The organism is Novibacillus thermophilus (assembly GCF_002005165.1).
GTDB classification, from domain to species: domain Bacteria; phylum Bacillota; class Bacilli; order Thermoactinomycetales; family Novibacillaceae; genus Novibacillus; species Novibacillus thermophilus.
The window spans coordinates 3,148,499-3,162,918 of the sequence record NZ_CP019699.1 but is presented as its reverse complement, the minus strand read 5'-3'; the positions used below and the strand labels follow the sequence as shown (position 1 = coordinate 3,162,918).

Genomic DNA, 14,420 nt, shown 5'->3' with positions numbered 1-14,420 from the left:
ATATTTTTATACATGCGTTCGTAAAGAAAGAGAAGTTAAGTCCTTATAATTGTGTAAAATGGATTCCTTAAAAATAAAGGAGCCAATTTCAAAATCCTCGGTTAGAATGGAGTTGTCGGAAATACCATTCTGGAGAGGAGAATTTTGAAATGGCTCAATACCAGATTACCGTAGATCAAGAACTTTTGCAGCAACTTTTTTTAGGACATTCAAAAGACGCTGGTGTAGCGAAATTACTGGAATCGGTATTAAACCAAATTCTCCAAGCGCAGGTGACCGAACAGCTGGCAGCTGAACGCTATGAACGCACGGATTCCCGTCAAGGCTATCGCAATGGATCCTATCCTCATCAATTAACCACTCGGGTGGGGACCATTACGTTACGTGTTCCACGGATTCGAAACGGTCAGTTCTCCACTGAACTGTTTGCCCGTTACCAACGGAGCGAGCAAGCTTTGGTGTTGGCTTTGATGGAAATGGTCGTGAATGGGGTTTCCACACGTAAAGTGACTCAGATTACCGAAGAGCTTTGCGGCACTCATTTTTCCAAGTCCACCGTTTCAGACCTGTGCAAAAGGCTTGATCCTATTGTGGAGGCTTGGAATTATCGTCCGCTTTCAGACCGCCGGTTCCCGTTTGTGCTGGTGGATGCCTTGTCCCTCAAAGTCCGTGAGGATGGCCGGGTACGGTCCAGAGGAGTGATGATAGGAATCGGTGTCAACACAGACGGTTACCGGGAAGTCTTGGGGATCATGACCGGTGACACGGAATCGGAAGCCAGCTGGAGCGAATTTTTCAGTTGGTTAAAACAACGTGGTCTTGGTGGTGTCGATTTGATCACCTCTGATGACCATGGCGGTTTAGTCCGTGCCATTCGTCACCATTTCCAAGGGGTCACCTGGCAACGCTGTCAAACCCATTTGATGCGTAATATTCTGGATGCCACACCAAAAGCGCTGAGAGACGAAGTTCATCGCCATGTCCGTGGCATCCTGGATGCAGCGGATATCGAAACAGCCAGAATGCTTTTGAACGAAACGCTGAAAGTCTTTGAAGAGAAAGCGCCTAAAGCCATGCGTATTTTGGAAAACGGGTTTGATGATGCCACCGCCGTTTTGGCTTTCCCTGAGAAGTACCGTAAGCGACTGCGTACCACCAACAGCGTCGAGCGGTTGAACGAAGAAATCCGCAGACGGGAACGTGTGATTCGCATTTTTCCCAACCGCCAATCGGTGATTCGTCTGTTGGGGGCCTTACTCATGGAACAGGATGAGAAGTGGGCCAGTGGTCGGAAATACCTCGATATGGAAGATTACTTCACCTGGCGCAAAAGCCATTCAGCAAAAACACATAGTAAGGTGACACGCATCATGTAGGCAGCTTATCTAACCGAGGAGCTTTTTACACACAATTTTGGACTTGATCAACCAAGAATCCCGCTTTATTAAGGTTTTCCTATTCCCGGGATAGAAAAACACTCAAACTTACATAGGCACACGTTTTATATATTTTGTCTTTATTTTATTGTGTTCATATGGTATAGTATAGGTATGTACATACGACGCGTATCTCGAAAAAACAAAAACGGAACGACCACTGCTTATCTCCAATTAGCTCATAATGAATGGGATCCAAAAGCCAAATATGCCAAAGCGAAGGTGATCTACTCTTTTGGCCGAGAGGACGAAGTCGATCGTGCCGTTTTAGAACGTCTCGTTCAAAGCATCTCCCGGTATCTTTCGCCCGAGGCGGCGCTTGAAGCTCAGCATGCCATTGGGGAAACAGCGGAATTTTTGTTTCAATCCAGCAAGCGCTTAGGGGGCGCTTGGATGCTACATCAACTGTGGCATAAGATTGGTCTGGATGCCATCTTGGAAACATTGTTTGCTGACCGTAAACATCAAACATCCATCGAACGGCTGATCTTCTCCATGGTCGCGAATCGTGCCTTGAACCCTTCCAGTAAGTTGGCGATGGAGGACTGGGTCCGGGAAGAGGTGTTTCTTCCTGACCTTGCCGAGGTCAGGAGCCAACAGTTGTACCGGGCGATGGATGAGCTGCTTGACGTTCAATCCCAGTTGGAACACCAGGTCTATTGTGCTGTCTCGGATCTTCTCAATCTGGAAGTCGATCTTCTATACTTTGACACGACGTCTTCTTACTTTGAAGTCGATCCTTTCGACGTACCAGAGGGAGAATCGTTCCGGAAAACCGGATTTTCAAAAGACAAGCGCCCAGATCTTGTGCAGGTGGTCATCGGGCTGGCGGTCACACGGGAAGGGATTCCGATTCGTTCATGGGTGTGGCCCGGGAACACCTCGGACCTATCTGTGGTGGATCAAGTCAAAAAAGACTTGATCGGCTGGAAACTGGGGCGTGTGATCAGCGTCACGGATCGCGGTTTTGTATCCGAAGAGAACTTGCGCACCTTGCAGAAGACCGGCGGGCATTACATTGCCGGTGAGAAACTGCGTTCCGGCAAAGAGGCGACAGAAGCAGCCATGAGCCGCAAAGGCCGGTACCATCATGTGCGGGAGAACCTGCAAGTGAAAGACATCGTCGTCGGTGATGGCGAAGCCCGAAAACGGTATGTGCTGGTGTACAATCCCAAAGAAGCGGAGCGTGATCGCGCCCGCCGTGAGCAAACGATCGATCAACTACAGGCACATCTGGCAGAGCTCAAGCAGTTGAATGGACAGGCTCATACGAAAGCGGCTTGCCAGCTGCGTTCCCACCCGACGTATGGAAAATACCTGCGCCAACTGAAGGACGGCACACTCAAGCTGAACAAGCAGGCAATCCGCGATGCCGAGAAATATGACGGCAAATATTTAATTCGCACGTCGGATGACACGATTTCCGCCGAGGATGTTGCGCTAGGGTATAAGCAGCTGGTGGATGTGGAAGATGCCTTTCGGACCTTGAAAACGACACTGGAGCTAAGGCCGATGTTTCACCGTCTCGAAGACCGGATTCGTTCCCATATTTTGCTGAGTTGGCTCGCTTTACTCTTGGTACGCATTGCGGAAGTGAAAACCGGCGAGACCTGGAATGTCCTTCGTAAAGATTTAGACCGGATACATCTCGGACATTTTTCTTCTAAAAACGGTGACGTCCATCAGCGTACAGAAATGACGGCGAAGCAAAGAAAAATCTTTGCTATGCTTGAGATTGAGCCACCTCCAAGGTTTCTTGAAATCCAGCCAAAAGCCTAGATACACGCTACCCTTCTGTCTGAATGCCCGAAACCCAAGCCCTGCCTAGGGTTTCGGGCATTGTATTTGCCTAGTAACTGTCGAACTCGGGTCCAAAATTGTGTGTAAAAAGCTCCTCGGTTAGATAAGCTGCCTACATGATGCGTGTCACCTTACTATGTGTTTTTGCTGAATGGCTTTTGCGCCAGGTGAAGTAATCTTCCATATCGAGGTATTTCCGACCACTGGCCCACTTCTCATCCTGTTCCATGAGTAAGGCCCCCAACAGACGAATCACCGATTGGCGGTTGGGAAAAATGCGAATCACACGTTCCCGTCTGCGGATTTCTTCGTTCAACCGCTCGACGCTGTTGGTGGTACGCAGTCGCTTACGGTACTTCTCAGGGAAAGCCAAAACGGCGGTGGCATCATCAAACCCGTTTTCCAAAATACGCATGGCTTTAGGCGCTTTCTCTTCAAAGACTTTCAGCGTTTCGTTCAAAAGCATTCTGGCTGTTTCGATATCCGCTGCATCCAGGATGCCACGGACATGGCGATGAACTTCGTCTCTCAGCGCTTTTGGTGTGGCATCCAGAATATTACGCATCAAATGGGTTTGACAGCGTTGCCAGGTGACCCCTTGGAAATGGTGACGAATGGCACGGACTAAACCGCCATGGTCATCAGAGGTGATCAAATCGACACCACCAAGACCACGTTGTTTTAACCAACTGAAAAATTCGCTCCAGCTGGCTTCCGATTCCGTGTCACCGGTCATGATCCCCAAGACTTCCCGGTAACCGTCTGTGTTGACACCGATTCCTATCATCACTCCTCTGGACCGTACCCGGCCATCCTCACGGACTTTGAGGGACAAGGCATCCACCAGCACAAACGGGAACCGGCGGTCTGAAAGCGGACGATAATTCCAAGCCTCCACAATAGGATCAAGCCTTTTGCACAGGTCTGAAACGGTGGACTTGGAAAAATGAGTGCCGCAAAGCTCTTCGGTAATCTGAGTCACTTTACGTGTGGAAACCCCATTCACGACCATTTCCATCAAAGCCAACACCAAAGCTTGCTCGCTCCGTTGGTAACGGGCAAACAGTTCAGTGGAGAACTGACCGTTTCGAATCCGTGGAACACGTAACGTAATGGTCCCCACCCGAGTGGTTAATTGATGAGGATAGGATCCATTGCGATAGCCTTGACGGGAATCCGTGCGTTCATAGCGTTCAGCTGCCAGCTGTTCGGTCACCTGCGCTTGGAGAATTTGGTTTAATACCGATTCCAGTAATTTCGCTACACCAGCGTCTTTTGAATGTCCTAAAAAAAGTTGCTGCAAAAGTTCTTGATCTACGGTAATCTGGTATTGAGCCATTTCAAAATTCTCCTCTCCAGAATGGTATTTCCGACAACTCCATTCTAACCGAGGATTTTGAAATTGGCTCCTTTATTTTTAAGGAATCCATTTTACACAATTATAAGGACTTAACTGAAAAAACAGGCAGTATACTAGCAAAGAGGAGTTAAGAAGAATGAAAAAGAGTCTGGTTCCCCGCATCATTTCTCATGCTATCCTTAGTTTAGGTGCATTAACAATGATTATTCCATTTTTGTGGATGATAAGTACCTCATTAAAGGATATAGGAGAAGTGTTTATATTTCCCCCTACACTTTTTGGGGATAAAATTCGTTGGGAAAATTATTTGCATGTTTTTGAGCGTTTTCCTTTTCATTTATTTTTTTTAAACAGTTTGAAGATAACGCTTACTTTGGTGCTTGCTCAGTTAATTACCTGTTCTCTTGCTGCGTATGTATTTGCTCGACTTCAGTTTCGACTTAGAGATTTATTATTTGGAATATATCTTGCAACCCTGATGGTCCCCGCCCAAGTTACAATCATTCCTAATTTCATTTTGATGCGTTTCTATGACTTAGTTGATACTCATGCTGCACTAATTTTGCCAAACATAGTTTCAGCTTTTGGAACATTCCTTTTGCGGCAATACTTCTTAACTATTCCTACAGCACTTGAAGATGCAGCAAAAATAGATGGATGCACCCCTTTTGGTGTTTATTGGAGAATATATTTACCATTATCAAAGCCAGCTCTGGCTACTTTAGGAGTCTTTATTTTTATGGGTACGTGGAACGACTTCTTATCCCCGTTGATTTTTATCAATTCCGTTGAAAGAATGACTTTGCCCTTGGGACTTGCAAACATGCAAGGATTATACTCAACCGATTGGCCAGTGTTGATGGCTGGTACAGTGCTCAGCCTTTTGCCAATTATTATTGTTTTCTTCTTAGCTCAGGAATTTATTATCAAGGGAGTCACTTTATCAGGGTTAAAAGATTTGTAATACAAATTTTAACCTTATAAAATTAAAATGATGGAGATGATTTTATGAAACAAATGGAATCTATTTCAATCAGAAATGTTCAAATTGAGGACTCATTCTGGTCCAAATGGCAAAGTTTGATCAGAGAGACGGTCATTCCCTACCAATGGGATGCCTTAAATGATAACATTCCCGGTGCAGCACGCAGTCATACCATTGAGAATTTTCGTATAGCAGCAGGCGAAGCGGAAGGTGAATTTTACGGCATGGTGTTTCAGGATAGTGACCTTGCCAAATGGTTGGAGGCAGTCAGCTATTCATTAGCTCTACAACGGGATGGACATTTAGAAAAGTTGGCCGACGAAGTCATCGATTTATTAGAAAGAGCGCAAAATCCTGATGGGTATCTTAATACTTATTTTACGGTGAAGGAACCGAATGCAAGATGGACCAATTTACGAGATAATCATGAGCTGTACTGTGCCGGTCATTTAATGGAAGCAGCCGTGGCATATTACGAAGCAACCGGGAAGAGGAAATTTTTGGAAATCATGTGTCGTTATGCCGATTACATTGCTTCTATCTTTGGCACTGAGCCAGGAAAAATACGGGGTTATGACGGTCATCCGGAAATTGAACTGGCCCTGGTTAAGCTGTATCATGCAACGGGGGAACAGAAGTATTTAAGTCTAAGCAAATATTTTGTAGAGGAACGAGGGCAACAGCCCAACTTTTTTGAATTAGAAGCAGAACGACGGGGAGAGAAGCAAAAAAGAGCATATGATTATTATCAAGCCCACCTTCCTGTTCGTCAACAAAAAACAGCGGAGGGACACGCGGTAAGGGCTGTCTACCTGTTTAGCGCCATGGCAGACCTCGCTGCCGAATATGGCGACCACCAATTGTTTAACGTATGTCAAGAGCTTTGGAAAAACGTCACCAACAAGCGGATGTATATTACCGGAGCCATTGGATCATCGGCATTTGAGGAAAGGTTCACCGTCGACTATGATCTCCCAAATGAGAGAGCTTATGCAGAAACTTGTGCTTCCATTGGTTTAGTGTTTTGGGCTCATCGGATGCTCCAAATCGAAGCTGACAGCCAATATGCTGATGTGATAGAGCGTGCGCTTTATAATGGAATATTAAGTGGCATCTCTCTGGACGGCAAAAGTTATTTCTATGTCAATCCTTTGGAAGTTTGGCCTGCAACAGCAAATCATCGACATGACATGAGTAGTGTTAAAGTAAGCAGACAACCGTGGTTCGCTTGTGCCTGTTGTCCCCCCAATATCGCTAGATTATTGTTATCTTTAGGACAGTACATTTATTCTAAAAGCGAAAACAACAAGGAAGTATTCGTTCACCAGTATGTTGGTAGTCAAGTAAAATTTAATGTGGCCGGACAGTATCTAGGTATCACCCAAAGGACTGAATTCCCTTGGGAAGGTAAAGTCAACCTGATCATATCAACTCAAGTTCCTGTAGAATTCACCTTAGCTTTGCGTGTCCCGTCCTGGGCAAAAACAAGAATCATCAAGGTCAATGGAGAAACTGTAGAAGCGAATGACTTTCTATCAAAAGGGTATGTACATATCAGACGAAGTTGGAGGGATGGAGATCGTGTAGAAATACATTTTCCAATGGAACTCCAACGTGTTCGGTCTAATCCAGAAGTGAGGTCAAACGCCGGAAAAGTGGCGCTACAACGAGGACCAGTTGTCTATTGTCTTGAAGAAGTTGACAATGGAAAAAATCTTCAGGATATTACCTTGCCTGCACCTGCCGAACTGGTCGCACAATTTGAAGATCAATTGCTTAACGGCGTTTGTGTCATTACTGGGTGGGGGATTCGAACGTCGCTTAAATCAATTAGTAGCAGTGACTTATACCGAACCACAGAAATGGAAAAAGTTCCGGTGGAGATAAAAGCTGTACCATATTATACCTGGAGCAATCGGAGTCCTGGAGAAATGATTGTCTGGATTAGAGAATCATAAATAGAGGGGAAAATGTGGACCTTTTGCATGATGGAAAGGCTTAGGCAAAAAGGTATGAGCAGGTATCACGGTCAATTCTAAACAAAGGTGCGATCAGTGAAAGTTAATTGAAAAGTCTGCATGCTCACTTTTTAGAGCGTGTAGGCAGACTTTTTTTGAAAATCCTTCTTGAAAACGTTATGAAACTTCCAGTTCTTCAGCCAGTTCTTTCGTTGTTATTTGTATTCGTTTTGTAGAATTTAGTAGAATCGAAAGTAGTGAAACAGATCAGGGAATTCGGTGTGAAAGAAAGCGTCAATTCAGCCTTAAACGATATCGATTTGCTGCCTTTGGCCTTAGCTAGATCGAACGTGGAAGAGCTGGAACGCCGAGTAGAGGATATCGCGGACAAATTCGGTATCTTGTCGGACCAAAACGCGAACGGTGGTTGCTTGCGCGATCATATCCGGCCTCACCTGAGCTTGGCGGATGAGCCGACAGGAAGTGCTGGATTCTAGGGACGAACCTGTTGGAATGCCTAAAGGTCTTGACAGCGATACGGATGTTCACCAAAAAAATATTGGACGTTCGAAACGTGATGGGAGAAATGTAAGTGACCACTTATGACATCGCCAAAAAAAATTTGAAAGGAAATTTCAAAACCTATCTCGTCTACTTCATTTCGATGCTGTTCAGCGTCGTAATATTTTTTACGTTTGTGTCTCTGCAGTACAGCGCGGAAATTGCAGATGCGATAGAATCGTCAGAAAGCATGCGCTCCGTGTTCATGGTGGCGTCCACCATATTAATCGTTTTCGTGGCGGCTTTTATCTTGAATTCCAACCGCTTCTTTACTAGAAGACGCAAGAAAGAGGTCGGACTGTACGCCTTGCTCGGGCTGCCCAAAAAAACGATCGGCAAAATGCTGTTCTATGAAAATCTGATCATCGGAATCATCGTCCTAATCTTAGGAATCGCCATCGGCACGTTGTTATCCAAGCTGTTTGCCATGATCTTGATCAAGCTGCTGGGAACGGCGGTGCAGGTGGGCATGGTTTTTTCCCTGAAGGCGCTGATCCATACGTTCGCCGTGTTCACGGTCCTGATTGTCGTAACCTCCATTCAAGGCTACCGGTTGATTTACGCCTATAAGCTTATCGAATTGTTTCGCGCCGAACAGGAAGGGGAGCAGGAACCGAAAGCGTCGCGCTTCTCGGCTGTTGCAGCGGTTTTCTGCCTGCTTATCGGGTACGGGTTCGCCTTCCGCGATTTTTCCGTTACCGAAGAAATCCTTCTCAATCTCGGTGTCATGACCGTCGGTATTGTCGGGGGCACGGTGCTGCTGTTTTCCTCCCTGGTTGTCGTCCTGTTGAAAACGGCCAGAAAGAGAAAGCGAAGCTACTATAAAGGAATGAATCTGGTCGGCGTATCGAATCTGGTGTACCGAATAAAAGGGAATGCCCGTTTGTTAAGCGTCATTTCTTTGTTGTCCGCAGCGGCGTTATGTGCCTTCAGCGTCGGGCTGGGCATGTATTTCACATTTGAAAAAACAACACGACTGGCGGCGCCTTTCAGCTACATGTATGTCGCCCAGGACGATGCCTTTAACCAGAAGGTGGACGAGATCATACGCGGGGATGAAGCGCACCCTGTCGTTGCACAAATGACGATCCCGGTGCTGCAAACGAAGGGAAGCTCTTCCGATTCGGACATTCTGTCGGAGAAAGTGTTGCAAGCCGATGACACGCCGCTTAAAGTGATATCAATCGAGCAATATAACCGGGCGGCTGAGGTGCTGGGTTTTCCTGCGCTTGACCCGATAAACGAAGATGAAGCCGTTATGATCCGGCCGATGTATACGGACTATGAGTGGTCCGATTACGCGGGAGAGACGGTCTCTGTCGACTTGCCCGCACAGAGCATCACCCTCGCGATTGCCGGCATGACCGTCGAACGAGTCGTCAATTGGAGCTATCCGGATGTGATGATTGTCGTTGCCGACGGAACTTACGACAAAATCAAAGCGCAGGTGCCACCGACCCGTTATGTCGGATACGTTGTAGAGGATGAGAAAACGACGAAAAAGACGGCTGACGCGCTGGCGGACGTGAAAACGCCGGAGTCGCAATTGGCCTCCTATTATACCGAATACCGGTTGGGTATTGAAGGAGCAGCCTTCAATGTGTTTATTTTGGGCTTTCTCGGGCTTGTCTTTGTAATGGCGACCGGCAGCATGATTTACTTCAAGCAGCTGTCGGAGGCGGCGGACGATAAACCCCGGTATGACATTCTGAAAAAAATTGGAGTCGGCAGTAAGGAAATCAGTATCGCCATCGCCAAGCAAACCGCGTTTATTTTTGCTTTGCCGCTTACGGTCGGGCTCGCCCATTACCTCGTGATCCTGCAATTGCTGAAGCGATTGTTCAGCAACATAGCCGGTATCAGTCTTCTGCTGCCCATCGTTCTCTGCGTCGCCGTGTTCATCCTGATTTATGCCGTGTACTATATTCTTACGGTCAACTCCATCAGCAGGGTCATCAACGTCAGGTCAGCACCTGCGGTTAGGGTTGCCGTCGTCGCCATTGTTCTCAGTTTTGTGTCACTGGTCGGAATAGTCATCGGACTAGAGTCCCCAGCGCCACAGGAAGGGAGCAACCAAGCAGAGAAGATACGGCTCGAGCTTCCGGAACCGGCAGGGGAGCATCCCGTCGGGACTGTGGAGATGCATCTGATCGATGAAAAGCGGAAAGACCCCTGGGTGAACGACAGGAAGCGGGAATTAATGATCAGCATCTGGTACCCCGCCGAACGGGAAGGCCGGCAAAAAGCGCTGTACATGCAACCTGGAGCGGCAAAGGAAAACGGCGAGAACATCCTCCCTACAATCGGAGTCGACCCGGGACGAATCGACCTGTCCGGCATCGGCATGCACGCTTGGCTGGACGTGCCTGCGGCGAACAGCGGTGAAGGATGGCCGGTTCTCATTTATTCGCCGGGAGGAACTGTTCCGAGAAACTTTGGTACGGTATTGGTGGAAGAACTCGCCAGTAGAGGGTATGTGGTCGTTACGGTCGACCACCCATATGAAACGTCTGCGGTTCAGTTTCCCGACGGACGGGTGGCGGTGGAGACACTACCGGAATCCAGCGCAGAATCGATTCTGAAGGCGTTGAAAGTGAGAGTGGAAGATATTCGGTTTTTGCTGGATCAACTCGAACTCATGAACGAAGGTCGCCATCCGGGCAGCCGGCAGCTGCCGACAGGGCTTAAGGAAGCATGGGATTTGACCAAGATCGGCGTATTCGGCCATTCCGCGGGAGGCGCCACATCGGCACAAGTGATGTATGAGGACGACCGAATCGACGCCGGTATCAACATGGATGGCACGATGGGCCACATGCCCGACAATCCGCTTCCGGTGGCAGAGCACGGTCTGGATCGGCCCTTCATGCTGATGAATTCTGGATACAACGACGAAGGTGAGATCGATTCGCATCTTACTGCGAAAGATCGTCATATGTTCTGGCAGCATTCAAGCGGCTGGAAGCTCGATCTGACGATACCCACGGGGGGCATTTCACCTTTACGGATTACCAGGTGCTGCTGCCGCAGTTGCAGGAGAAGCTCAGCCTTTCGCCGAGGGTGATCCAGCAAAGTATCGGGACCGCCGACCCGGAACGGACGATCGCAGCCCAGCGTCATTATATTGCGTCCTTTTTTGATCTGCATTTAAAGGGAGTTCAGCAGCCGTTGCTGCTTTCCCCATCCGAAGATTACCCGGAGGTCCAGTTTGTAGAATAAATGAGACAAGTTTGCGATGTGTAGCGAGAATTGGCCGCGATCACAAATTGCGGCATAACGATTATCAGTTTCCGATTGGAACATAGTGCCGTCAGACAGAAAGAAGGAGTGTGATGATGAAAAAGAAGCTTTTTTTCGGCACAGTACTCGTCATCCTGCTGTTTCTTATCGGGTCGTATTTTTATACGAATCTGACGTACATGGAAAAGCCGCTGAAGGCGATGCGCGACGCAGGCTTTACGGAAAAACAAGTGACACTGAAGGACGGGACCGTGCTAAATTACGGAGAAGGTCCTGACAACGGGAAACCGCCGTTGCTGCTGATTCACGGACAAGGTATGACTTGGGAGGATTATGCAAAATCACTACCGGCGTTGTCCGAACGGTATCATGTGTTTGCTGTCGATTGCCATGGGCATGGGGAGTCCGATTGGAACCCTAAAAAGTATTCGGCAAAGGCAATGGCCGCTGATTTCGCTGAATTTATTGAGACTGTGATCGACGATAAGGTGGTTCTCTCCGGCCATTCGTCGGGTGGCATGGTGGCGGCCTGGATGGCTGCGCATTATCCTGAACTTGTGACCGGGCTCGTCATCGAGGACTCGCCGTTCTTCGCTACGGAGCCGGGAAGAAGAGAGACAACGTACGCCTGGGTGTACGGCTTTCAGCAATATGAGGATTTTAAACATCAGGACGAAATTGATAACTATTTTGAGTATTCCTTGAAAAACAGCTACTGGAAAAAGGTATTCGGAGACTTTTTGTGGAATCGGTTTTCGCGGGATGCAGTCGCTTATCACAAGAAGCATCCGAATGAACCTGTACACCTGTTCTATCTGCCGCCGCCAATCAATCGAATATTCGAATCCGAAACGTATCCGCATGACAGGAGGTTCGGCGAGGCCTTTTTTGATAACAGCTGGTTTGAAGACTACGAACAGTCCGAGGTGCTTGAGAAGATTGAATGTCCCACTGTGTTTGTGAAGGCACAGACCCATTATGACGGCGATTTGCTGCTCGCGGCACTTACGGATGAGGACGCCGATCGCGTCGTTAGGTTGCTGCAAAATGGGAAGCTGGTAAAAGTGGATACCCCTGGACATGACATTCATTATGATAAGCCAGATGAATTCACCAATATTATGATCAATTTTTTAGAAGAGGTCGGTGATGCAATCAGTTCCAGCCTCCTATGAACTAAGCCATCAAGTCATTTAGCAAGCGTGCGGAAAAATTTTGGCTTTTAACTCATACTGACTAAACATTTGACCAGAATCCATAGGGAGGGTCTCCGGATCACGTATTGGGGTTAAACAATGAGTAATCCGTGAGCATCGAGAGGAAGTTGACACAGAGCGTTTGAAGAAGGATGACGTCCCTGTCAAACTAAAACATCAGGATTTCCTAATCTTGAGGGAAACCCTGATGTTTTTATCAACCTAATATTTGTGAAAATACCATTTCCACAACAAAAAAAAGATGACGATCAAAAATAAAATCGATCCAAAAAACCATAACGAAAGCATTGGATTAATGAACATAGAAACATCCCCTCACTTTGCCTTTATCGCTTTTTCGGCATGCTGTTGAACTTTTTTAGGGACTTTCAAAGTGTTCGCCAACACGATCATCAATCCGATACCGATTAGGGTCGCCCAGGCGCCAGCAGCCATGGCGCTTTTTTCGATACCGCCGAAGTACAAGACCAGATAGGACGTAAGACCGATCACCATCGAAAATTCCGCCGCTCGAGCGTGGGCTTTTTTCTTCCCGTATACGGCATACAAAATGGGGCCGAGTGTACCGGCCGCGATACCGGATATCCCCAGCCATTGGATATCAGCCATGTAACGCGGCGGATTCAAAACGAGCAAGCAAGCCAGAATACCGGCCCCGACAGTCGCGACACGGCTCACGAGAAGAGCTGTTTTTTCTGCACGTCTTTTGCTCATCTTCAAGATTCCGCGTCGAACGAGCGCTTTTAAGAAAATATCGTTGGCGAAGACGGTGGAAATGGAAACAAACAGCCCGTCCGTCGTCGACATGGCCGCTGCCAAAATCACCACAATCATTAGGGCAGCGATCACGGCGGGGAAAACTCGGACCATGTATTCGACCAGAGCCAAATCGCTCATGACGACCTGGTCTCCCAGGTGGGCGCGGCTGTAAAATCCACCGAAGAAAACAGCCAGACAGCAAAGCTTCGTGACGACGTAGACGAAAATCATTTTACCCAGATCCCGTTCGTCTTTCACCCCAAGCACTTTGTTGAAAAGGTGAGGGGCTGAGGCAAACGCCCATTGAATCAAAAGTGCGCCTATCACTGCTGGAAGGGAGTAAAAGTAATCTGATTCGGGGTGGAAGACTCGTCCCAAGTCTGAATCTTGTGCTGTCAATTTAGCTGTGATAGCGGAAAAGGTTTCCGAGAGGCCCCCTTCCCAAAACAGAACGATACCGGAGACAAAAACGAGAAGTCCGGTCACCGCCATAAGAATGACTTGGATCGCATCGGTGTATACATCGGCGATCGCCCCTCCCACGTAGACGTAAATGATGACAATGATAGTAGTCGTCATCAGTGCGTTCCCATAGGGGATTTCGAGCAAATACTCGAAAATCCTGGCTCCGGCGACGAATTGGGCGGCGATGTAAAAAATGTTGAAAAGGAGGATGATGCTGGTCGCAATTCGCAAAAAATCGCTGGAGTAATAGTCTCCAAGCCAATCTGGCAAAGAAAGAGATTGTTGGGTCGTGTTGATTTTTCTTGCCCGCTTGGCCACCATCAACACGCCGATCGGTCCGCCACCCATGATCGCCAAAAAAAGCCAGAGGTTGGAATACCCGTATTCGTAGGACCAACCCGGATAACCCAAAAAAGCCGCGGCACTCAAATACGTTCCAGTAAAAGAAAGCCCAAGGACGACCGGTCCCAATTGACCACCGCCGATGGCAAAATCGCGGACACTCTTCGTCTTTTTTCCGCTGTAAATTCCAATTCCGAGTATAAGGACGAGGAAAGCAGCTAAACCGATCCACAAAAACAGTTGGATTTCCGTCATGTTTGAACTCCTTTATCATGAAATCGAATGGGACACTATCGC

General features: G+C 47.7%; 10 protein-coding genes. 8 read left to right on the top strand and 2 right to left on the bottom strand.

Features of this window, described 5'->3' with window-relative positions:
* Nucleotides 1-149 precede the first annotated feature (149 nt).
* Nucleotides 150-1,376, top strand: a complete 1,227-nt coding sequence (locus B0W44_RS15395) for an IS256 family transposase (RefSeq protein WP_077718863.1) — start codon at nucleotides 150-152, stop codon at nucleotides 1,374-1,376.
* A gap of 174 nt (nucleotides 1,377-1,550) precedes the next feature.
* The gene (locus tag B0W44_RS15390) at nucleotides 1,551-3,215 is read left to right on the top strand and encodes an IS1634 family transposase (RefSeq protein WP_077720799.1); all 1,665 of its coding nucleotides are present in this window, start codon (nucleotides 1,551-1,553) and stop codon (nucleotides 3,213-3,215) included.
* Between the two features lie 133 nt (nucleotides 3,216-3,348).
* Here B0W44_RS15390 and B0W44_RS15385 read toward each other — a convergent pair whose 3' ends face one another.
* Complete coding sequence (locus tag B0W44_RS15385; protein WP_077718863.1) at nucleotides 3,349-4,575, bottom strand: IS256 family transposase; 1,227 nt, start codon at nucleotides 4,573-4,575, stop codon at nucleotides 3,349-3,351.
* Between the two features lie 157 nt (nucleotides 4,576-4,732).
* On the opposite strand from B0W44_RS15385, the gene B0W44_RS15380 reads away from it, so the two are divergent.
* The 6 genes from B0W44_RS15380 (at nucleotide 4,733) to B0W44_RS15360 (ending at nucleotide 12,515) form a co-directional block, all read left to right on the top strand.
* Nucleotides 4,733-5,560: a carbohydrate ABC transporter permease gene (locus B0W44_RS15380; protein ID WP_077720798.1), complete on the top strand. Its 828-nt coding sequence runs from the start codon at nucleotides 4,733-4,735 to the stop codon at nucleotides 5,558-5,560.
* A gap of 53 nt (nucleotides 5,561-5,613) precedes the next feature.
* Nucleotides 5,614-7,539, top strand: coding sequence for a glycoside hydrolase family 127 protein (locus B0W44_RS15375; protein WP_149027131.1), 1,926 nt, complete (start codon nucleotides 5,614-5,616; stop codon nucleotides 7,537-7,539).
* A gap of 257 nt (nucleotides 7,540-7,796) precedes the next feature.
* Nucleotides 7,797-8,036 (top strand): hypothetical protein, encoded by a 240-nt coding sequence (locus B0W44_RS15370; protein WP_149027045.1) that lies wholly within the window; start codon nucleotides 7,797-7,799, stop codon nucleotides 8,034-8,036.
* Between the two features lie 95 nt (nucleotides 8,037-8,131).
* On the top strand, nucleotides 8,132-11,164 hold the full coding sequence (locus B0W44_RS15365) for an FtsX-like permease family protein (protein ID WP_228441229.1): 3,033 nt from the start codon (nucleotides 8,132-8,134) through the stop codon (nucleotides 11,162-11,164).
* Nucleotides 11,161-11,319 carry a hypothetical protein gene (locus B0W44_RS18690; RefSeq protein WP_228441226.1) on the top strand — a complete coding sequence of 53 codons (159 nt, stop codon included), beginning with the start codon at nucleotides 11,161-11,163 and terminating at the stop codon, nucleotides 11,317-11,319. The genes B0W44_RS15365 and B0W44_RS18690 overlap by 4 nt, the downstream gene beginning before the upstream one ends.
* Nucleotides 11,320-11,432: 113 nt before the next feature.
* Entirely contained in the window at nucleotides 11,433-12,515 is a 1,083-nt protein-coding gene (locus tag B0W44_RS15360) for an alpha/beta fold hydrolase (RefSeq protein ID WP_077720795.1), read from the top strand.
* Nucleotides 12,516-12,872: 357 nt separating this feature from the next.
* Here the strand turns inward: B0W44_RS15360 and B0W44_RS15355 are convergent, their stop codons facing one another.
* Nucleotides 12,873-14,378, bottom strand: a complete 1,506-nt coding sequence (locus B0W44_RS15355; RefSeq protein WP_077720794.1) for a sodium:solute symporter family protein — start codon at nucleotides 14,376-14,378, stop codon at nucleotides 12,873-12,875.
* Nucleotides 14,379-14,420 lie beyond the last annotated feature (42 nt).